Source organism: Geodermatophilus marinus, from assembly GCF_003428645.1.
GTDB lineage: Bacteria > Actinomycetota > Actinomycetes > Mycobacteriales > Geodermatophilaceae > Geodermatophilus.
In genome coordinates, this window is the sequence record NZ_QVQH01000023.1 from 24,353 (window position 1) to 44,884 (window position 20,532).

General features: G+C 75.4%; 20 protein-coding genes. 10 read left to right on the forward strand and 10 right to left on the reverse strand.

Annotation, left to right across the window (positions count from 1 at the left end; all coding sequences use genetic code 11):
* The first annotated feature begins 3 nt into the window (after positions 1–3).
* The 3 genes from D0Z06_RS25515 to D0Z06_RS19765 all read left to right on the forward strand — a co-directional run bounded on the left by D0Z06_RS25515 (position 4) and on the right by D0Z06_RS19765 (position 1,150).
* Positions 4–180, forward strand: a complete 177-nt coding sequence (locus D0Z06_RS25515) for a hypothetical protein (protein ID WP_158580044.1) — start codon at positions 4–6, stop codon at positions 178–180.
* A 139-nt stretch (positions 181–319) separates the two neighbouring features.
* Entirely contained in the window at positions 320–706 is a 387-nt protein-coding gene (locus tag D0Z06_RS19760) for a F0F1 ATP synthase subunit epsilon (RefSeq protein ID WP_117379263.1), read from the forward strand.
* A gap of 42 nt (positions 707–748) precedes the next feature.
* Positions 749–1,150 (forward strand): DUF2550 domain-containing protein, encoded by a 402-nt coding sequence (locus D0Z06_RS19765; RefSeq protein WP_117379264.1) that lies wholly within the window; start codon positions 749–751, stop codon positions 1,148–1,150.
* 141 nt (positions 1,151–1,291) lie between these two features.
* Here the strand turns inward: D0Z06_RS19765 and D0Z06_RS19770 are convergent, their stop codons facing one another.
* A complete protein-coding gene (locus tag D0Z06_RS19770) occupies positions 1,292–2,689 on the reverse strand; it encodes an IS1380 family transposase (RefSeq protein ID WP_117379265.1) in 1,398 nt (465 codons plus the stop codon).
* A gap of 335 nt (positions 2,690–3,024) precedes the next feature.
* Entirely contained in the window at positions 3,025–3,639 is a 615-nt protein-coding gene (locus D0Z06_RS19775; RefSeq protein ID WP_117379266.1) for a cob(I)yrinic acid a,c-diamide adenosyltransferase, read from the reverse strand.
* Positions 3,640–3,770: 131 nt separating this feature from the next.
* Here D0Z06_RS19775 and murA point away from each other — a divergent pair, with 131 nt between their 5' ends.
* Positions 3,771–5,051 (forward strand): UDP-N-acetylglucosamine 1-carboxyvinyltransferase, encoded by a 1,281-nt coding sequence (gene murA / locus D0Z06_RS19780; protein WP_117379267.1) that lies wholly within the window; start codon positions 3,771–3,773, stop codon positions 5,049–5,051.
* A gap of 47 nt (positions 5,052–5,098) precedes the next feature.
* Here the strand turns inward: murA and D0Z06_RS19785 are convergent, their stop codons facing one another.
* On the reverse strand, positions 5,099–5,410 hold the full coding sequence (locus D0Z06_RS19785; protein WP_117379268.1) for a hypothetical protein: 312 nt from the start codon (positions 5,408–5,410) through the stop codon (positions 5,099–5,101).
* A 99-nt stretch (positions 5,411–5,509) separates the two neighbouring features.
* Between D0Z06_RS19785 and D0Z06_RS19790 the strand changes: the two genes are divergently transcribed.
* A complete protein-coding gene (locus tag D0Z06_RS19790; protein ID WP_117379269.1) occupies positions 5,510–7,525 on the forward strand; it encodes a protein meaA in 2,016 nt (671 codons plus the stop codon).
* A 97-nt stretch (positions 7,526–7,622) separates the two neighbouring features.
* Here the strand turns inward: D0Z06_RS19790 and D0Z06_RS19795 are convergent, their stop codons facing one another.
* Both D0Z06_RS19795 and D0Z06_RS19800 read right to left on the reverse strand, forming a co-directional pair.
* A complete protein-coding gene (locus D0Z06_RS19795; RefSeq protein WP_117379270.1) occupies positions 7,623–8,642 on the reverse strand; it encodes a Gfo/Idh/MocA family protein in 1,020 nt (339 codons plus the stop codon).
* 57 nt (positions 8,643–8,699) lie between these two features.
* Complete coding sequence (locus D0Z06_RS19800; RefSeq protein ID WP_117379271.1) at positions 8,700–9,428, reverse strand: YqjF family protein; 729 nt, start codon at positions 9,426–9,428, stop codon at positions 8,700–8,702.
* Positions 9,429–9,496: 68 nt separating this feature from the next.
* On the opposite strand from D0Z06_RS19800, the gene D0Z06_RS19805 reads away from it, so the two are divergent.
* Positions 9,497–10,276 carry an enoyl-CoA hydratase-related protein gene (locus tag D0Z06_RS19805; RefSeq protein WP_233517828.1) on the forward strand — a complete coding sequence of 260 codons (780 nt, stop codon included), beginning with the start codon at positions 9,497–9,499 and terminating at the stop codon, positions 10,274–10,276.
* A gap of 198 nt (positions 10,277–10,474) precedes the next feature.
* The gene (locus D0Z06_RS19810; protein ID WP_117379272.1) at positions 10,475–11,821 is read left to right on the forward strand and encodes a dicarboxylate/amino acid:cation symporter; all 1,347 of its coding nucleotides are present in this window, start codon (positions 10,475–10,477) and stop codon (positions 11,819–11,821) included.
* Between the two features lie 86 nt (positions 11,822–11,907).
* Here the strand turns inward: D0Z06_RS19810 and D0Z06_RS19815 are convergent, their stop codons facing one another.
* Entirely contained in the window at positions 11,908–12,786 is an 879-nt protein-coding gene (locus D0Z06_RS19815; protein WP_117379273.1) for a hypothetical protein, read from the reverse strand.
* Between the two features lie 78 nt (positions 12,787–12,864).
* Here D0Z06_RS19815 and nucS point away from each other — a divergent pair, with 78 nt between their 5' ends.
* The 3 genes from nucS to D0Z06_RS19830 all read left to right on the forward strand — a co-directional run bounded on the left by nucS (position 12,865) and on the right by D0Z06_RS19830 (position 15,772).
* On the forward strand, positions 12,865–13,536 hold the full coding sequence (gene nucS / locus D0Z06_RS19820; RefSeq protein WP_117379274.1) for an endonuclease NucS: 672 nt from the start codon (positions 12,865–12,867) through the stop codon (positions 13,534–13,536).
* A 110-nt stretch (positions 13,537–13,646) separates the two neighbouring features.
* Positions 13,647–15,428, forward strand: coding sequence for a 3-hydroxyacyl-CoA dehydrogenase family protein (locus D0Z06_RS19825; RefSeq protein WP_117379275.1), 1,782 nt, complete (start codon positions 13,647–13,649; stop codon positions 15,426–15,428).
* Positions 15,429–15,535: 107 nt separating this feature from the next.
* A complete protein-coding gene (locus D0Z06_RS19830; protein ID WP_199522434.1) occupies positions 15,536–15,772 on the forward strand; it encodes a hypothetical protein in 237 nt (78 codons plus the stop codon).
* 18 nt (positions 15,773–15,790) lie between these two features.
* Here D0Z06_RS19830 and D0Z06_RS19835 read toward each other — a convergent pair whose 3' ends face one another.
* From D0Z06_RS19835 to mce, 4 genes are all read right to left on the reverse strand, one after another.
* The gene (locus D0Z06_RS19835; protein ID WP_117379277.1) at positions 15,791–17,041 is read right to left on the reverse strand and encodes a class F sortase; all 1,251 of its coding nucleotides are present in this window, start codon (positions 17,039–17,041) and stop codon (positions 15,791–15,793) included.
* A 104-nt stretch (positions 17,042–17,145) separates the two neighbouring features.
* Positions 17,146–18,420: a hypothetical protein gene (locus D0Z06_RS19840; RefSeq protein ID WP_117379278.1), complete on the reverse strand. Its 1,275-nt coding sequence runs from the start codon at positions 18,418–18,420 to the stop codon at positions 17,146–17,148.
* 166 nt (positions 18,421–18,586) lie between these two features.
* Entirely contained in the window at positions 18,587–19,918 is a 1,332-nt protein-coding gene (ccrA, locus tag D0Z06_RS19845) for a crotonyl-CoA carboxylase/reductase (protein ID WP_117379279.1), read from the reverse strand.
* Positions 19,919–20,017: 99 nt separating this feature from the next.
* Positions 20,018–20,473, reverse strand: a complete 456-nt coding sequence (gene mce, locus D0Z06_RS19850) for a methylmalonyl-CoA epimerase (RefSeq protein ID WP_117379280.1) — start codon at positions 20,471–20,473, stop codon at positions 20,018–20,020.
* Positions 20,474–20,532: the final 59 nt, after the last annotated feature.

A 20,532-nucleotide genomic window follows, 5' to 3' on the forward strand; every position in this document is an offset into this window, starting at 1 on the left:
ACGGTGGACGGTGTTGCGGGGGCGCGCAGGGACCTCGACTGGAGCTGGCCTCCGTCGGCCGGCATCCCCTACGTCGAGGGCCGCCAGTACGTGACCGAGGAGTGGGCCCCGTCGTCCACCGTCCGCCGACCGTGGCTGCGGGTCGGCCGCTGGACCCTGCTCTACCGCCGGGCGCACTGACCCTCCAGGCCGGCAGGTCACCCGTCCGAGTGGCGCGGGGCCGGCCGGGGGCGCCGGTTACAGTGGGTCCGATCCGTCGCCGTGTCCTCCGGGACGCCGGTGACCCGAGCACCGTCCCGTCCGGACCCCGAGGAGTGTCGTGGCGACCCTGCAGGTCGAGTTGGTGGCCGTGGAGCGGATGATCTGGTCCGGCGAGGCCAGCATGGTCATCGCACGGACGACGGAGGGCGAGCTGGGGGTGTTGCCCGGGCACGCGCCGCTGCTGGGCGAGCTGGCCCCCGGCGGGGTCGTGACCATCCGCACCACGGAGGGCGAGGACCTCGTGGTGGCCGCGCACGGCGGCTTCCTCTCGGTCACCGACCGGGGCGTCTCGATCCTGGCCGAGACCGCGGAGATCGCCTCGGAGATCGACGTCGAGCGGGCCCGCGAGGCCCTGCGCCGCGCCGAGGGCGGTGACGACGCGGAGTCCCTGGCCGCCGCCCGCCGTGCACAGGGGCGCCTGCGCGCCGCCGGTCAGGACGCCTGAGCCCGGGGACCGGCTCCTCCCGATGCAGCACCGGGCCGCGGCGTGACGACCGTCTGGCTGGTGCTGGGCGTCACCGTCGTGGTGACCGTCGTGGTCGCCTTCCTGCTGCGCCGGCGGTTCCTGCTCTCCGGGCTCGGCGCGGTCACCATGTGGCTGCGCCCCGCCGGGTCCCCGCGCTGGTCGCTGGGCGTGGCCTGGTACGGCGGTGACGCGCTGCTCTGGTACCGGGCCCTCTCCCTCTCGGTGCGCCCCCAGCAGCGGCTGTGCCGCGCCGAGTTCCGGGTCGAGGGCCGGCGACCGGCGGACGCCGACGACGCCGCGCTGCCCGCCGACCTCGTCGTCCTCAGCTGCGCCACGGCCGCGGGCCCGCGGGAGCTGGCCATGGAGCCCTCGACGGTGACCGGCTTCCTGTCCTGGGTGGAGTCCGCGCCGCCGATCCGCTGAACCTCGATCCACCGTCGATCTTGGTGGGGTCGGTGGAGCGCTGAGGTGATCTTGGTTGTCTGATCCGGGCGTGGAACAGCCGCCGGTCGGTCCGGCTGTTCCACTGTCGTCTCCGGTCGGGCCCGGTGGGCGGTGGTCGGGTCAGGCCGCTGCTGGTGGTCCGCCGGTGGCGTCGAACAGCTGAGTCCAGGCGTGTTCCCAGGGCCAGTCGCGGGGCAGGTGCAGGCGCAGCCGGCGGGCGGAGCGGGCGAGTCGCGCCGGCACGGCGATCAGCTGGGCGCGGATGGTGCCGGTGGTCGCCTTCGCGTGGAAGGCCGAGGCCAGGGCGCCGGCGGCGCGGGTGAGGTTGAACGCCATTGCGGCGAGCACCAGCCAGGCGGAGTTCGCGGCGAACGACCCCGACGGCAGGTGGGCCAGCGGCCCGGCCTTGAGGTCGGCGTGGACCTGCTCGATGACCGCGTGCTGCCGGTGGGTGGTCTCGGCGGCGAGCATCGGCTCGGGTGAGTCGGTGAACACCGCGTGGTGGCGGTGGGCGGCGAACAGCTCGCCCTGCCCGGTCGGCACCGAGGCGGGGTTGAGCCGGCGGACCCGGCGGACGATCAGCCGCGCGGTCACATGATCGGCCTTGCGGCGGGAGGTGAACGCGGTGAACGAGGTCTCGGCGACCTCGGCGTCGGAGATCCAGCACTGCTCTTGCTCGTCCCAGACCGCCTGCGGATAGCGGATCGGCGTCCAGGCCTCGGGGTCGATGGCGGCGATCGCCTTGCGCACCGCGGCGTCCATCCGCGCGGTGATCGAGAACCGGGCCCCGCCGCGGCGGGCGGCGGCGATGACGGCGTGGCCGTAGAACGCCGAGTCCCCGCGCAGCAGCACCAGCCCGCTGCGGTCCGGGCCGCCGGCGCCGACCGCCCGGGCGGTGCCCAGCGCCTCGGCCACCAGGTGCTGCGCGCCGCGGGCGGACTTGACCGCCCCCCGCCGCAGCCGGGCGGCGCCGATCACCGGCGCCGCGGTCGGGGTGGAGATGGTGGCCAACAGCGCGTTCAACCCTTTGATCTTGGTGTAGCCGTAGCCGGCGCCCTGCTTGGCGTAGCCGTGGGTCTGGCGCATCGTGTCGTCCAGGTCCAGGAAGGTGACCCGGTTGGCGCCGGGCAGCAACGGCGTGGCCGCGACCAGCGACGTCAACAGCGCCGCGGCGATCGAGTCCAGCTGGCGGACGTGGCCGAAGGTGAACGCCCGCAGGAACGTGCCCAGCGTCGACGGGGCCCGGATCCCGGTGAACAACCGGCCCATGCCGCCGTGGCGCAGCAGATCCATGTCGGTGATCGAGTCCGCGCCGGCGACCATCCCGGCCACCAGCGCCGGCACCTTGATCGCCGCGTTCACCCCGCCGATGGCCTTGAGCGTCAGCTTCTCGGCGACCAGGTCACCCAGCTGGCAGGACTGCGCGAGCGCGAGCACCGGAGCCAGCCCGCCGACCGACACGAGGTTGGGGTCATCGAACGACGCCGACAGCGCCGGTGAGCCGTGAGACAGTCGCATCCAGCGGATGCCCTTCTGCGCGGATGGATCAAGCCCTAGACAAGCCAGATCCTCCCTGCTCAGAAGGGCATCCGCGTAGTCACACCTTTCAACCGCTCACCATTCCGGCGGTGGATCGAGGCTGAAGCAAGGACCCCCTCCTCCCCACCCCTCGCAGGCTCGGGGCGGTGCCCGGGAGGGGACCCCCTCCTCCCCACCCCTCGCAGGCTCGGGGCGGTGCCCGGGAGGGGGCCGCCTCCTCCCCACCCCTCGCAGGCTCGGGGCGGTGCCCGGGAGGGGGCCGCCTCCTCCCCACCCCTCGCAGGCTCGGGGCGGTGCCCGGGAGGGGCCGGCGCTCAGCCCTCGGTGGCCTCGCGGGCGGCGCGCTGGGCGTGCACCCCGCTGTGCGCGCCGGGCTCCCACAGCAAGTCGCCGCCCGGGTTGGCCACCCGGGCGAGGATGAACAGCAGGTCCGACAGCCGGTTGAGGTAGCGCGCGGTCTCGACGTTGGTGCCGTCCGCGTCGGCGGCCACCAGGGCCCACACGCTGCGTTCGGCCCGGCGGGTGACCACCCGGGCCTGGTGCAGCAGGGCGGCCAGCGGCGTCCCCCCGGGCAGGATGAAGCTGGTCAGCTTCGGCAGCGTCTCGTTGTACCGGTCGCAGGCGGCCTCGAGCCGCTCGGTGTAGGCCTCGGTGACCCGCAGCGGCGGGAAGGCCGGGTCGACCACCACGGGGGTGCACAGGTCGGCGCCGACGTCGAAGAGGTCGTTCTGCACGCTGCGCAGCAGCCCCACCAGCTCGTCGGTGGGGGAGCCCAGGGCCAGCGCCAGGCCGAGCACGCTGTTGGCCTCGTCGACGTCGGCGTAGGCGACCAGCCGCGGGTCGGTCTTCGTCACCCGGCTCATGTCGCCGAGGTGCGTCTCGCCGGCGTCACCGGTCTTCGTGTAGATGCGGGTCAGCCGGACGGTCATGCCCGCGAGCCTAGAAGGACCGCGGTTCCCCCCACCGCTCGCGGGCTCGCGGCGGGACCCTGGACCGAGGCCGTACGACCGCTCGCAGGCTCGCGGCGGGGCCCTGCAGCGGGGCCTCGTAGGGTGGGCCGGTGGACTGCTTCGAGGTCACCGGCGGCACGGCCCTCTCCGGCCGGGTGCGGGTCACCGGCGCCAAGAACAGCGCCCTCAAGCTCATGGCGGCGGCACTGCTCGCGTCCGGGCGGACGACGCTGGACGAGGTCCCCGACATCCTCGACGTCGCCATCATGAGCGAGGTGCTGCGCCGCCTGGGCTGCGGTGTCACCTACGAGCGGTACGGGACCGGTGGGGGCGGCGGCCGGGTGGTCGTCGACGTCCCGGAGGAGCCCAGCACGGAGACCGACTACGACCTGGTCCGCAAGATGCGGGCGTCGATCAGCGTGCTGGGGCCGCTGGTGGCCCGCTGCGGCTCGGCGCGGGTGGCGCTGCCCGGCGGGGACGCGATCGGGTCGCGCGGGCTGGACATGCACATCTCCGGGCTCGAACGGCTCGGCGCCACGATCGACAGCGAGCACGGCTTCCTCGTCGCCACCGCCCCGAAGCTGACCGGCACCTCGCTGTGGCTGGACTTCCCCTCCGTGGGGGCGACGGAGAACCTGGTCATGGCCGCCGTCCTCGCCGACGGCACCACGGTCGTCGACAACGCCGCCCGGGAGCCCGAGATCGTCGACCTGTGCTCGATGCTCAGCGCGATGGGCGCCCGCATCGAGGGGGCCGGGACCTCGACGATCACCGTCGAGGGCGTCGAGGAGCTGCGGCCGGTCACCTACACGACCGTCCCGGACCGCATCGTGGCCGGCACGTGGGCCATCGGCGCGGTGATGACCCGCGGGGACGTCGTGATCGAGCGGGCCGTCCCCGACCACCTGACGGTGGCCCTGGCCAAGCTCACCGACGCCGGCGCGCACGTCGAGCCGGTCGACGGCGGGCTGCGGGTCGCGATGGACGACCGGCCGCGCTGTGTCGACATCGTCACGCTGCCCTACCCGGGGTTCCCCACGGACCTGCAGCCGATGGCGGTCGCGCTGGCCGCCGTCTCGACCGGCACCGCGCTGATCACGGAGAACGTGTTCGAGGGCCGGTTCATGTTCGTCAACGAGCTGGTGCGGCTCGGCGCCTCGGTGCGCATCGACGGCCACCACGCCGTCGTCCGCGGCCGGGAGCGGCTCTCCAGCGCCCCGGTGCTGGCCACCGACATCCGCGCGGGCGCCGGGCTGATCCTGGCCGGCCTGGTCTCCGACGGGGTGACCGAGGTGCAGGACGTGCACCACGTCGACCGCGGCTACCCCGACCTCGTCGCCCAGCTGAGCGGGTTGGGGGCGCGGGTCGAGCGGGTGCAGCGCCCCGACTAGGCCCTCGCGCAGGGCGCGAGGGCCTCCGTCAGCCGCCGGGGAAGCCGTCAGCCGCCGGGGAAGGAGGCGGCCAGCTGCCGCGCCCGGGCGAGGTCCTCGGGGAACACGAAGACCTCCTGGTGCAGCGGCGCGGGGGTGCGGATCGTCGAGCGGATCCCCGCGTCGGAGAGCACCGCGCGCAGCGCCAGGGCCGACTCCCGGCGCGGGAACGTGGCGATCCGGACGAGCAGGCCGTCGTCGGTCCGTGGCCGGTGCTGCGAGCCCGGGCCGAAGGCCCAGCGCAGGAACAGCGCCAGCCCGAGAAGCACGGCGAAGGCGATGATGAGACCCAGCGGCGCGAATCCACTGCCTCCGTACACGGCACCCCCTCGTCCTCGGCCCCCGGACGAGTGTGCCACCGCGCACGCCCGCCGTGCCGGGATTCCTACTGGTGGGTAACCGCCCTAGACTCCGGCGGCATGCCGTTCCCTTCAGCGCCGAAGGACCGCGACCGCCCCTGGGTGATGCGCACCTACGCGGGCCACTCCTCCCCGGCCGAGTCCAACGCCCTCTACCGGCGGAACCTCGCCAAGGGGCAGACGGGGCTGTCGGTGGCCTTCGACCTGCCGACCCAGACCGGCTACGACCCGGACGACGAGCTCGCGGCGGGTGAGGTCGGCAAGGTCGGCGTCCCGGTCGCACACCTCGGCGACATGCGCGCCCTCTTCGACGGCATCCCCCTCGACGAGATGAACACGTCGATGACGATCAACGCGACGGCCATGTGGCTGCTGGCCCTCTACCAGGCCGTCGCCGAGGAGCACGGGCACGACGTCTCCCGGCTGGCCGGGACGACGCAGAACGACATCATCAAGGAGTACCTGTCGCGGGGGACCTACGTCTTCCCGCCCGGACCCAGCATGCGGCTGATCACCGACATGGTCGCCTACACGGTGACGGCCATGCCGCGGTGGAACCCGATCAACATCTGCAGCTACCACCTGCAGGAGGCCGGGGCGACGCCGGTGCAGGAGATCGCCTACGCGCTCTCGACCGCCGTCGCGGTGCTGGACTCGGTGCGCGACTCCGGGCAGATCCCGCAGGAGCGCTTCGGCGAGGTGGTCGCGCGCATCTCCTTCTTCGTCAACGCGGGCGTCCGCTTCGTCGAGGAGATGTGCAAGATGCGGGCGTTCACCCAGCTCTGGGACGAGCTGACCCGGGACCGCTACGGCGTGCAGGACCCCGGACTCCGCCGCTTCCGGTACGGGGTGCAGGTCAACTCGCTGGGCCTCACCGAGGCCCAGCCGGAGAACAACGTCCAGCGCATCGTGCTGGAGATGCTCGCGGTCACCCTCTCCCGCGACGCCCGCGCCCGGGCCGTCCAGCTGCCGGCGTGGAACGAGGCGCTGGGCCTGCCGCGTCCCTGGGACCAGCAGTGGTCGCTGCGCCTGCAGCAGGTGCTGGCCTACGAGACCGACCTGCTCGAGTACGACGACCTGTTCACCGGCTCGGTCGTCGTGGAGCGCAAGGTGGCCGAGCTGGTCGAGGGGGCCCGCGGGGAGATGGCCCGGGTCGCCGAGCTCGGCGGCGCGGTGGCCGCGGTCGAGTCCGGCTACATGAAGGGCCGGCTGGTCGCCTCGCTGGCCGAGCGGCGGCGGCGGATGGAGAGCGGCGAGGACGTCGTCGTCGGCGTCAACCGCTTCGAGACCTCGGAGCCCAACCCCCTGCTCGCCGACCTCGACACCGCGATCCAGACGGTGGACCCCGCCGTCGAGGACGCGGCGGCCGAGGCGGTGCGGCGCTGGCGGGCCGAGCGCGACCCCGAGCCGGTGCGCGCGGCGCTCGACCGGCTGCGCGCGGCGGCCGGCACGTCGGAGAACCTCATGGCGGCCACCCTCGGCTGCGCCCGCGCCGGCGTGACGACGGGGGAGTGGGCCGGTGTCCTCCGGGAGGTCTTCGGGGAGTACCGGGCCCCCACCGGCGTCGCGGCGGCCGCGGGCGGCGAGGCGGACGCGACCCTGGAGGGCGTCCGGGAGCGCGTGCGCGCGACGGGGGAGGAGCTCGGCGGCCGGTTGCGGCTGCTGGTCGGCAAGCCCGGCCTCGACGGGCACTCCAACGGCGCCGAGCAGATCGCCGTGCGGGCGCGCGACGCCGGCTTCGAGGTCGTCTACCAGGGGATCCGGCTCACGCCGCAGCAGATCGTGTCGGCCGCGGTGGAGGAGGACGTCCACGTCGTCGGGCTGTCGGTGCTCTCCGGCTCGCACCTGCAGGTGGTGCCGGCGGTGCTGCGCGGGCTGCGCGAGGCCGGGCTGGACGACGTCCCGGTGGTGGTGGGCGGGATCGTGCCGGACGGCGACGCCCGCCGGCTGCGCGAGGCCGGCGTGGCCCGCGTCTTCACGCCGAAGGACTTCGCGCTGACCGACATCATGGGCCAGATCGTCGACGTCGTCCGCGAGGCCCACGACCTGGACCAGCGGGCCCCCGCGCCCGCCTGAGCCCAGCGGGGTGGATCCGGAGGCGTGGCCCCCTGCAGGGGCCCGCCGCGAGCGTATGAGTGGTGGGGAGCAGGGGGTCCTTCCAGGATCCACTCCGCTACAGCCGGACGGTGCGGCCCTCGGTGGCGCTGACCCGGGCGGCGTCCAGCACCGCCGCGGTCGCGACGGCGTCGGCCGGGTCCACCGGCACCGGGCCCTCGCCGCGCACCGCCCGGGCGAAGGCCGGGTAGAAGGTGTCCCAGGCGCCGCGCTCGCTGGGCACCGTCTCGGCGTCGTCCCCCCGGGAGAGCCGGCCCCACCGCTCCGGCGGCTCGACCCCCCAGCCGCCGCCGTCGGGCCGCCGGCCGGCCAGCAGCGCCGCCTCCTGCCCGTCCATGGGGCCGGCGACGGTGTAGCTGCCCGCGCTGCCGGTCACCCGGAACCGCAGCCCGGGCGCCCCCTCGCTCCAGCTGCCCCACAGGTGCGACCGCGCCCCGCCGGTGTGGACCAGCGCGAGGAAGACGTCGTCGTCCAGGCCGGTGTCGCGCACCCGCCGCTCGGCGTGCACCGCCTCGACCGGGCCCAGCAGCACCAGCGCCTGGTCGACCAGGTGGCTGCCGAAGTCCAGCAGCGTGCCGCCCCCGGCGGCGGGCGGGCCCGGCTCGGGGTCCCACCGCTCGAAGCGGGACTCCAGCCGCCGCAGCGCGCCCAGCCGGCCGCCGTCGGCCAGCGCGCGGACCGTGCGGAAGTCGGAGTCCCACCGGCGGTTCTGGTACGGCGCCAGCGGCAGCCCCAGCTCGGCGGCAAGCGCCACGGTCCCGCGGGCGGCGGGCGCGTCGAGGGCGAAGGGCTTGTCGCAGACCACCGCCAGCCCCAGCCGGAGCGCCTGCTCGGTGAGCTCGGTGTGCGTGCCGGCCGGGGTCGAGACCGCGACGGCCTCGGCCCCGGCGCCGACCAGCTCCTCGAGCGAGGCGAAGGTGCGCAGGCCCGGGTGGTCGGCCGCGACCAGCGCCTGCCGCGCGGAGGAGGTGGTCACCACGCCCAGCAGGTCGCACTCGCCGGCCGCGGCCAGCAGGGGGGCGTGGAACCACCGGCCGCCGAAGCCGTAGCCGACGAGTCCGAAGCGCACCGGGTCCATGCGCCGATCCTGCACCCGGGTGCCACGGGGGCGGGATCCGCTCCGCGGCACCGGCGCTCACCGCAGGCGGGGGCCGAACCGCACGTCGACGCCGGGGGAGAAGAGCACGCTGTCCGGGGCGCCGCCGACGCCGGGGAGCCCCGCGGCGGCCACGAGGTCGTCGCTGCACCCCAGCAGCTCGGCGGCGTGCAGCGGCCAGGCCGGGTGCTCGTTCGGCCAGTACGCCGGCCGGCCGCCCGCGGTCTGGTGCAGCCCCCAGCGGCCGGTGAGGAAGGCCGCGAGCGGGCCGGGGTCGGCCAGCCGCGCCCCGACCCGGACGACGACCCGCGAGCTCGCGCCCCGGGGCCCCGGCCACCGTCGGCGGGAGGTGTAGGTCAGCACGTCCCCGTCGCGCCGCACGCGCATCCGGGACCACAGGTACGGCAGCCCGGCGACCCACCGGGCGGCCAGCACCGGGAGCAGCCGGTCGGCGTCCAGCGACCGGAACACCACGCCGCGCCGGCCGGCGCCGTCCACGGAGTACAGCCGCACGTTCGTCTCGGCGAAGGACCCCAGCCAGGGCAGGCCCGGGGCGCCGAGCAGCCCGATGCGGCGCATGCGGAAGGGGATCAGCCCGACGTAGGTGGCGCCGTCGAGCTCGTCGGGGCGGGTACCCGGCGGGAGCAGCGGGGCGACCACCGCCGGGTCGGTCGCCCAGTGCAGGAAGGTGACGTCCCGCCAGCCCTGGGAGAAGACGGTGCGGCCGGCGGGGCGGGGTGCGGTGTCGGTGACCGCTTCCGGTTCCACCCGGCCAGCGTCCCAGGGCGCCGGCCGGGGGCGTTGCCCCGACGGCGGCGGCGTGGTGGGGTCGGGCCATGACCATGACCGCACAGGGCGCACCGCGGGTGGCGCGCGACGCCGACGTCGTCACCATCACCATGACCCGGCCGCAGCGCCGCAACGCGCTGTCCCGCGAGCACCTGCAGCAGCTGCTCGACGCGGTGACCGAGGCGGGCGGCTCCGACGCCGCGGGCATCGTGCTGGCCGCCGAGGGGCCGGTGTTCAGCGCCGGGCACGACTTCGCCGACGTGGCCGGGTCGTCGCTGCCGGAGGTGCGCAGCCTCCTGCAGCTGTGCACCGAGCTGATGCAGACCCTGCAGGAGGTGCCGCAGGTGGTCGTCGCCCGCGTGCACGCCCTGGCCACCGCGGCCGGCTGCCAGCTGGTCGCCAGCTGCGACCTGGCCGTCGCGGCGGAGTCCGCCGGCTTCGCCGCGCCGGGCGGCAAGGGCGGCTGGTTCTGCCACACGCCGATGGTGGCCATCGCCCGCAACGTCGGCCGCAAGCGGGCCATGGAGCTGGCGCTGACCGGGGACGTCATCGACGCGCGAACGGCGCTGGACTGGGGGCTGGTCAACCGGGTGGTCCCCGACGCCGAGCTGGACGACGCCGTGGCCGACCTCGTGCGGCGCGCCACCCGCGGCTCCCGGGCGAGCAAGGCCTGGGGCAAGCAGACCATGTACGCCCAGCTCGACCGCCCGGAGCGGGACGCCTACACGACCGCCGTCGAGGTCATGGCCGCGGCCAGCCAGCTGCCCGGCGCCCGCGAGGGGATGGCGGCGTTCCTGGAGAAGCGGCACCCGGTCTGGCCCGACTGAGCAGCCGGCCGGCCCGTCCGGGTGAGGGTGCGCACACCCGGGATGAGGCGGGGCGGCGGGGGCCTTGCACCCCGGCGTGCGGAACGTCTGGGGGCTGACGCGGCGACGCGTCGTCGACCTGTGCCGGGTGACGGCCGGCGGCTGAGTGCGCGACCGCGCCCGCCGTCGTCCACCCCCCTCCCCCGGAAGGCACTCCTCGTGCTCGCACGTCTCCGCCGCGTCCCCTTCGCGGCCCAGGTCCTCCTCGGCCTGGCGCTCGGCATCGCGCTCGGGCTCGTCGCCCGCGACCTGGGCCCCGTCGCCGACGGCTCGCCCAACTGGCTCACCAGCACCCTGCAGACCGTCGGTGGCACGTTCGTCACCCTGCTCAAGGCGCTGGTGCCGCCGCTGGTCGTCACCGCCGTCATCGTCTCCATCGCCAACCTCCGGCAGGTCTCCAACGCCGCCCGCCTGGCCGGCCAGACGCTGCTGTGGTTCGCGATCACCGCCCTGGTCGCCGTCACGATCGGCATCGGGCTCGGGCTGCTGACCGAGCCGGGCCGCAACAGCTCGGTGGACGCCGCCGCGCAGGCGGCCCCCGAGACCACCGGCTCCTGGTGGGACTTCCTCACCGGCCTGGTGCCCGGCAACGTCCTGGGCCTGCAGTCCTCGCCGGACGGCGTCCTGTCGTTCAACGTGCTCCAGCTGATTGTGGTCGCGGTCGCCGTCGGCGTCGCCGTCCTCAGGGTGGGCGAGCCGGCCGAGCCGTTCCTCGCGCTGACCCGCTCGGCCCTGGCCGTCGTGCAGAAGGTGCTCTGGTGGGTCATCCGGCTGGCCCCGGTCGGGACCGTCGGTCTCATCGGCAACGCCGTGGCCAGCTACGGGTGGGGGTCCCTCGGCTCGCTGGGGGTCTTCACCGGCGCCGTCTACGCCGGCCTGGCCCTGGTCCTCTTCGTCGTCTACCCGGTCCTGCTCCGGCTGCACGGGCTCTCGCCGCTGCGGTTCTTCGCCGGTGCCTGGCCGGCCATCCAGCTGGCCTTCGTGTCGCGCTCGTCGATCGGCACGCTCCCGGTGACCGAGCGGGTGACCGAGCAGAACCTGGGCGTGCCCCGGTCCTACGCCTCCTTCGCCGTCCCGCTGGGCGCGACCACCAAGATGGACGGCTGCGCCGCGATCTACCCGGCGCTGGCCGCGATCTTCGTGGCCCAGTTCTTCGGTGTGGACCTGTCGCTGACCGACTACCTGCTCATCGCCGTGGTCTCGGTCGTGGGCTCGGCCGCCACCGCCGGCGTCACCGGCGCGGTGGTCATGCTGACCCTGACCCTGTCGACCCTCGGGCTGCCGCTGGCCGGCGTCGGCCTGCTGCTGGCCGTCGACCCGATCCTCGACATGGGCCGCACCGCGGTGAACGTCGCCGGCCAGGCGCTGGTGCCCACCGTCGTCGCCCGGCGCGAGGGCATCCTCGACGTCGCGCGCTACCGGTCGACCTCGACGGTCGACCCGCTGGCCCCGGCCGCGGAGCGCGGGGGCGTGGACGCCGACCTCCGGGAGCGGGTCACCGCCTGACGGAGGACCCCCTGCCCCCACCCCTCGCACGCTCGGGCGGGACCCTTCAGGGGGCCGAGCCGGGCCGGGACCGGGCCCGCGTCGTCCTACTGCTCGACCAGGTCGCCGCAGCCGGTCTCGTGCGGGAGCAGCGGCCGCAGCGTCAGCGCCCAGCGGGTGCCGTCGGCGGCCACCCACGGGGTGAGCACGTTCGCCCCCGCCGCGGCGGCGAGCACGGCGTCGGCCTCGTCCCCGCGGGCCACCACGCAGGAGAGCCCGAGCCGGGCGTCGAGGTCCTCGCCGGGCAGCGCCGGGCCGGGCCAGCTCACCTCCGGCTGGACCAGCTCGGAGTCGGGATCGGCCGTCCACGGCCGGACGACGGCGGCCACGGCCTCGGGCTCGTAGGGCTCGGGACCCTCGGCGCCCAGCGTCGTACCGGGGTCGGTGAGGACGTCGAGCAGGCCCTGCAGCGCACCGCGGGCCGTCCGCTGCTCCGGGGTCAGCGCCGGGTCGTCGACCTCCATGCCGAGGGCGTAGACCTCGCGCACCTCCGTGCCGTCGTCGGTGACGAGCGTGAACCGGGTGGACGGCGCGTCCGCGATCGCCGGGCTGCCGAGGTCGCCGGTGTCGGTCACGCCGGCGGCGACGGCGCGGTCCACGACCGTCTGCACCCCGTCGGCGTCGAGCTGCCACAGCTGCAGGCTCGGCAGCGCGGGGGAGGGGTAGATCGCGATCTGCGCGCCCTGGGTGACCACCCGGCCGTCGGCGAGGACGGCCACCAGCGGCAGCCGGCCGGCCAGCATCTCCGGCGTCACGAACCCGCCGGTGTGCTCGACCTCCAGGACCAGCCGGGCCGGGCCCTCCGCGGGCGAGGCCGGCGGGGGGGCGGCGGTCTCCCCGCGCTGGGCGCACCCGGCCAGCACGGCGGCGACCGGGAGCGCGACGGCGAGCGCGACGGCGGGCCGGAGGAGCGAGGAGCGGCGCACGCCCCCAGGATGCCCCCGGAGCGGCCCGGGCCCGGGCGTGCCGGTCGGACCGTTGCCGGTTCGGTACCGTCGGCACCCGTGCGCCTGGTCATCGCCCGCTGCTCCGTCGACTACATCGGTCGGCTGACCGCCCACCTGCCGATGGCCCCCCGGTTGCTGCTGGTCAAGGCCGACGGGTCGGTCTCCGTCCACGCCGACGACCGCGCCTACAAGCCGCTGAACTGGATGACGCCGCCGTGCACCTTCGCCGACGAGCTGGTCGACGGGTCGGGCACCTGGACGGTGACCAACAAGGCCGGTGAGCAGCTGGTCATCACCATCGAGTCGGTCGAGCACGACTCCACCCACGAGCTCGGCGTCGACCCGGGGCTGCAGAAGGACGGCGTCGAGGCCGAGCTGCAGCGGCTGCTGGCCCTGCACGTCGAGACCTTCGGGGCCGGCTGGTCGCTGGTCCGCCGCGAGTACCCCACCGCCATCGGCCCGGTGGACCTGCTCTGCCGCGACGCCTCCGGGACCACGGTGGCGGTCGAGGTGAAGCGCCGGGGGGAGATCGACGGCGTGGAGCAGCTGACCCGCTACCTCGAGCTGCTCAACCGGGACCCGCTGCTGGCCCCGGTCAAGGGCGTGTTCGCCGCGCAGGAGATCAGGCCGCAGGCGCGGGTGCTGGCCACCGACCGCGGCATCGACTGCCTCACGGTCGACTACGCCGTCCTCAAGGGCACCGACGACCCGACCCAGCGGCTGTTCTGAACCGTGCTACCGGCCGGTAGACCGATGTCGGCCGGCCGGCGTCGGGGTGGGAGACTCCCCGTCACGGACGACGGCGCCCAACGGCGGGCCCGACGCGGAGGAGAGGCAGCGTGGCCAGAGAACTGACCCAGGTCGGCGTCGTCGGGCTCGGCACCATGGGGGCCGGCATCACCGAGGTGCTGGCCCGCGCGGGGCTGTCGGTGACCGCGGTGGACGTCGACGAGCAGGCGGTGGCCCGCGGCCGGGCGCACGTCGAGCAGTCCACCGAGCGGGCGCTGCGCCGCGGCAAGCTGGAGGAGGCCGACCGCGCGGCCATCCTCGGCCGGATCCGCTACGGCACCTCGCTGGAGGACCTCGCCGAGGCCGAGCTCGTCGTCGAGGCCGTGCCCGAGCGGATGGAGCTCAAGCGCGAGATCTTCAGCCAGCTCGACAAGATCTGCCCGCCGGACACCATCCTGGCGACCAACACCTCGAGCCTGTCGGTCACCGAGATCTCCGTGGCCACCGGCCGGCCGAGCAAGGTCATCGGCATGCACTTCTTCAACCCGGCCCCGGTCATGAAGCTGGTCGAGGTGGTGCGCACCGTGGTCACCGAGCCCTCGGTGATCGAGGACGTCGAGGCGCTGGCCGCCCGGCTCGGCAAGGTCGACGTGACCATCGGGGACAAGGCCGGGTTCATCGCCAACGCGCTGCTGTTCGGCTACCTCAACCACGCGGTCTCCATGTTCGAGAACCGCTACGCCAGCCGCGAGGACATCGACGCGGCGATGCGGCTGGGCTGCGGCCTGCCGATGGGCCCGCTGGCGCTCATGGACCTCATCGGCATCGACACCGCCTACGAGATCCTCGACACGATGTACAAGCAGTCGCGCAACCGGCTGCACGCGCCGAGCCCGGTCATCAAGCAGATGATGACCGCCGGGCTGCTGGGCCGGAAGTCCGGCCGCGGCTTCTACACCTACGCCGGCCGCGACTCCGCGGAGGTGGTGCCCGACGAGCGCACCCCCGCGCCGGGTGGCGCCGCGGAGGGCGCGCGGCCGGTGCGCTCGGTCGGGGTGGTGGGCTCCGGGACGATGGCGACCGGGATCATCGAGGTGCTCGCCAAGGGCGGCTACGAGGTGACCTACGTGGCCCGCACGCCCGACAAGGTCGAGGCCGTGCAGTCCGCGCTGCGCCGGTCGCTGGACAAGCAGGTCGCCCGCGGCCGGCTGGAGGAGGCCGCCCGCGACGAGGCGCTGGCCCGGGTGACCGGCACCGCCACGCTCGACGAGCTCGCCGACGCCGACCTGGTCGTCGAGGCGGTCGTGGAGCACCTGGCCACCAAGCAGGCGCTGTTCGCGGCGCTGGGCGAGATCTGCAAGCCGGGCGCGGTGCTGGCCACCACGACCTCCAGCCTGCCGGTCATCGAGTGCGCCCAGGCCAGCGGCCGTCCGGCCGACGTGGTGGGCCTGCACTTCTTCAACCCGGCGCCGGTCATGAAGCTGGTCGAGGTGGTCTCCACGATCGCCACGGCGCCCGACGTCGCGGCCACCGGCCACGCGGTCTGCGACCGGCTGGGCAAGCACGCGGTCTCGTGCACCGACCGGGCGGGCTTCATCGTCAACGCGCTGCTGTTCCCGTACCTGAACGACGCGGTGAAGATGCTGGAGGCGCACTACGCGACCGCCGACGACATCGACGCCGCGATGAAGGTCGGCTGCGGCTACCCGATGGGCCCGTTCGAGCTGCTGGACGTCGTCGGCCTCGACGTCTCCCTGGCGATCGAGCGGGAGCTGTACACCGAGTTCCGCGAGCCCGGTTTCGCCCCGGCCCCGCTGCTCGAGCACCTGGTCACCGCCGGCTACCTGGGCCGCAAGACCGGTCGCGGGTTCCGGGACCACGCCACCCGCTGAGGCGCCACCCGCTGACCTGCTCGAGGCCGCCCCCGGTGCCCCGGCGGAACACGAGGAAGGGGTCCCGGCCGACCGGCCGGGCCCCCTCCTCGCGTCCCTCCGACCCGGTGGAGGAGGCGGCCGACGGCGACTGGGTGGTCCGCCCGGTGACCGGCTCGGCGACGGGCAAGACCTACCGCTGCCCGGGCTGCGACCAGGAGATCCGGCCCGGGACGCCGCACGTGGTCACCTGGGCCGCGTTCACCCGGGACTCCGACCTCGAGCCCTGGGACACCGCCAGCGCCGCGGACGACCGCCGGCACTGGCACACCGCCTGCTGGCGGGCGCGCGGCCGCCGGCGGTAGGGCCGGGGGCCGACGGCGTCAGGGCGCCGCGACCGCGGTGACCACGACGTTGTCGGGGTAGCTGCCGACCGCCCGGTCGAGGGGACCCCCGCAGGTCACCAGCCGCAGCACCGCCCCGGGAACCGGCCCGTAGACCTCCGCCGTGGGGAAGGCCGCCTTCGGCACCCGGGCGGTGGCGGTGACGGTGAAGCGGACCGTGCTGCCGTCGGCGCGGTCGACGAGCACCTCGTCCCCGGGGGCGAGCTCGCGCAGCCGCCAGAACACCGCCGGGCCGGCGGCGGAGTCCACGTGCCCGGTCACCACCGCGGGTCCCACGGCCCCGGGCGCCGGGGCGCCGGTGTACCAGCCGGCCCGGCCTGCGGCGCCGGGCGGGACCAGCGTCCCGCCGCCGTCCAGGCCCACCGGGTCCAGCGGGGCGTCGACGGCGATCCCCGGGATGCGCAGCCGCAGGGGCACCGCCACGCCGGGGCCGGCCCCGGGATCGGCGAGGGCGACCGGCGCCGTCCCCCCGTCCGCCGTGCCGTCGGTGGCCGTCCCGCCGGCGGCGACACCCCCGACCGGGACGACGGAGGCGCCCGCCGCCTCCAGCACGGGCCGCACGGTCAGCCCCCCGCCCGGCCGGTCGAGGACCACCAGCGACCACGCCGAGCCGGCGGCCAGGTCGACCGGCACCTCACCCGGCGTCCCGTCGGAGGTGACCTGCAGGGCCGTCGTCCCCGCGGGGACCTCGGCCCAGTCGGAGGTCCGGGCGAACGCCAGGCCGGTGGCCACCGGCACCCCGCCGGCCGTGACGTCGAGCGAGGGGGCGCCGGCCGCGGCGGCCACGACGCGCACCCGCACCCGATCGGCCGGGGGCGGGGCGGCGTCCCCGGCCAGGACGTCGAGCCGGAGGTCGTCGAAGGACCCGGTCACGGCGACCGTGCGGACGCCCCCGACCGGCACGTCGACGGCCACCGACAGCAGCGCCGGGGTGCGGGGCCCCGCGCCCGCGGCGCGCAGCGCCACCGCGTACGACCCCGCCGGCAGCGGCCGGGGGTCGGTCACGGTCCCGTAGGCCAGCGCGTCGGCGGTCACCACCGCGTCCCCGCCGCCGACCGGGCCGACCGAGACGTCGACGGTCGGGGTGTCGGGGGAGAGGTGGGCCAGCCGCAGCCAGCCCTCACCAGCGCCCGGACGGCCCTCCGGCGCGGCACCGGCCGGACCCGAGCCGGTCAGGACCCCGCCGACCACCGCCACGAGGACGACCAGCACCCGGACCCACGGACCCACGTTCCCCCCAGACGTCGTCGGCCGCCCCCGCCGGTGCCCGGCCCGCGGCCGGTGCGCACCCCGGCGCAGCGCGGCGCCGGGCCGACCCGGCGCCGCGCCCGTGCTCAGCGGCGGCCGCTGACCGGCTCGCTCCCCGAGTCCGACGCGTCGGGACGGACGGCGGGCTGGACGAGCGTGGGCGGCCCCTGCTCCGGGGGCGCCGCGTCGCCGGTCGCCGCCGCGGGGTCGACCGGGCGGATCTGCTGCGTCTGCTGCGGGGAGGGTGCCGGGGGGATGACCGCCTGCTGGGTGGGTGCGTCGGCGCGCACCGGGGGGCGGGTGGGCTGCCGGGCCGCGGCGGCCTCGCCCGCCCCGGGGCTCGGCCCGTCACCGGGGTGCACGGGGTACCGCGGTCCGGTCGGGGCCGGTGCCGCCTCCTGGGGCCCGGTGGCGGTCTGCGCGCGCTGCGGCCGGGTCTGCGGCCCCGCGACCTCCGGCGGGCGGGTGGCCTCGGCCTGGCCGGCCTGGCCGGGCTGCCCGGCGGCGCCGGTCTCGGCCGCAGCCGGCACGGGCGGGCGACCCGCGGCCGGCTCCGGGCGGCGGTCGCCGAGATCGGGCAGCCCGTCGAGGACCCGGCGGGCGTCGGCCAGCCGGCCCACCAGCTCGTCGCGGACGGCGCGGATCGCCGCGGCGGCCGCCTCGGCCTCGCTGACCACCCGGGCGGCGTGCTCCTCGGCGGCCGTGATCCGCTGCCGCGCGCGCTCGGCGGAGGTCCGCTCGCGCTCCTCCTCCAGGCGCGCGGTCTCCTGGCGGCGGGCGCGCTGGGCGATCTCGAAGTCCTCCTCGACCTTCGTCCGCCGGGCCTGGGACTCCGCGTCGAGCCGGTTCGCCTTCTCCTGCGCCTTGGTGACCAGCTCGTCGGCGCGGATCTGCGCCTTGCTGGCGATCTGCTCGGCGCTCTGCCGGGCCTCGGCGATCATGCGCTCGACCTCGGCCTGGCCGGCGGCGTGCCGCTCGAGCATGGCCCGCTCCTCGGCGGCGGTCTGCTCGCGCAGCGCCTGGGCCTCCTCCTCGGCCGTGCGCCGGATGTCGGCGGCCTCCTCCTCGGCCAGCCGCAGCATGTGGGAGATGCGCTCGCTCATGCCCTCGAAGGTGGCCGGGCCCGAGGAGGCCGCCTTGCGCCGCAGCTGGTCGAGCTCCCCGTGCAGGGCCGACAGCTGCCCGGCGAGGTCCGCGGCCCGGCCCATGGCGGCGTCCCGGTCGGCCAGCGCGACCCGCAGGTCGGCGTCGAGCCGTTCGATCGTCTCGGCCACCTGGTGCCGGTCGTAGCCCCGCAGCACCACGTCGAACGAGTGCTGGGCCTCACGCATGGGCACCGGGTCACGGCGCGGATCGGTCATGCTCTCATCCTCGCAGAGTCGATCGCGGCGGGTGCCTGGCGAGGCTACTGCCCCGCAGGGTGGTCCCAGCCCTCCCGGGCAGCGTGCCACGGGACCGCCCGACAGCGCGCGACCCCGCCGGGTGGCCCGGCGGGGTCGCGGTGGGTGCGGCGCGGACCCGGCGCGCTCACACTCCCCGGAACCGGTTGATCGCGGAGAGGTGCCGCTCGCGCTTGGCGGTGTCCCGGACGCCGAGACCCTCCTCGGGGGCGAGGGTCAGGACGCCGACCTTGCCCTGGTGCAGGTTGCGGTGGACGTCGCAGGCGGCCTGCCCGACCTCGTCCATCGGGTAGACCTTCGACAGGGTCGGGTGAACCAGGCCGCGGTCGATGAGCCGGTTGGCCTCCCACGCCTCCTTGTAGTTGGCGAAGTGGCTGCCGACGATCCGCTTGAGGTTCATCCACAGGTAGCGGTTGTCGTACTGGTGCAGGTACCCGCTGGTGGACGCGCAGGTCACGATCGTGCCGCCCTTCTTGGCGACGTAGACGCTGGCGCCGAAGGTCTCCCGGCCCGGGTGCTCGAAGACGATGTCGGGGTCGTCCCCGCCGGTCAGCTCGCGGATGCGCTTGCCGAACCGCTGCCACTCCTTGGGGTCCTGGGTGTCCTCGTCCTTCCAGAACCGGTAGCCCTCGGCGGAGCGGTCGATGACCAGCTCGGCGCCCATCGAGCGCACGATCTCGGCCTTCCCCGGGCTGGACACCACGCAGACCGGGATCGCGCCCCCGTTGAGGGCCATCTGGGTGGCGTAGGACCCCAGCCCGCCCGAGGCCCCCCAGATGAGGACGACGTCGCCCTGCTTCATGCCCGCCCCGTTGCGGGAGACCAGCTGCCGGTAGGCGGTGGAGTTGACCAGCCCCGGGGAGGCGGCCTCCTCCCACGACAGGTGCGCCGGCTTGGGCATCAGCTGGTTGCTCTTGACCAGCGCGAGCTCGGCCAGGCCGCCGAAGTTGGTCTCGAAGCCCCAGATCCGCTGCTGCGGGTCGAGCATGGTGTCGTCGTGGCCGGCGTGGTCCTCCAGCTCCACCGACAGGCAGTGCGCCACCACCTCGTCGCCGGGCTTCCAGGTGTTCACCCCGGGCCCGGTGCGCAGCACCACCCCGGCCAGGTCCGAGCCGACCACGTGGTAGGGCAGGTCGTGCCGCTTGGCCAGGTCGTGCAGGCGGCCGTAGCGCTCCAGGAACCCGAAGGTCGACACCGGCTCGAAGATCGACGTCCAGACGGTGTTGTAGTTCACCGAGGAGGCCATCACCGCCACGATCGCCTCACCGGGGCCCAGCTCCGGGGTGGGCACCTCCTCCACGTGCAGCGCCTTGCGCGGGTCCTTGTCCCGGGTGGCCAGGCCCTCGAACATGTCCTGCTCGTCCTTGCGCACCAGCACCCCCCGGTAGGACTCCGGGACCGGCAGCCCGGCCAGGGCGTCGAGGTGGTCGCTGAGGATGGCGTCCCTGATGTCGTCCACGTGGTCTCCCGGGTCTTCGTCGGCTCGTGAGGCAGTGCGGTGGCGCAGGATGTTACCGGCGGGTAGCCGCGAGGGCGGGCACCCGTCCGGAGTGGTGGCTCAGTGGCCCGACCGGGCGGGCTCCACGAGCTCGACGAGGACGCCTCCGGCGTCCTTGGGGTGCACGAAGTTGACCCGGCTGCCGGCCGTGCCGCGCTTGGGCGTGTCGTACAGGAGCCGCAGCCCGCGCTGCCGGAGGGTGTCGGCGACGGCCTCGACGTCGTCCACCCGGAAGGCGAGCTGCTGGAGGCCCGGGCCCGAGCGGCCGATGAACGTCGCGATCGTGGACTCCGGCGTCAGGGGCGCGAGCAGCTGGATGCGGGTCTCGCCGTCGCCGACGGCGAGCATCGCCTCGCGCACGCCCTGCTCCTCGTTGACCTCCTCGTGCACCGAGCGCACCTCGAAGGCCCGGGCGTAGAAGGCCAGGGCCTCGTCGAGGTCCGGGACGGCGATCCCCACGTGATCGATCGTCGTGAGCAGGCCGGCGGGCAGGCGGGTGCGGGCGTCGTCGGTCACGGTCGGAGTGTGGACCAAGACGTCTGGGACGTCATCCCGGTGTGGCGTGGCTCACGCGG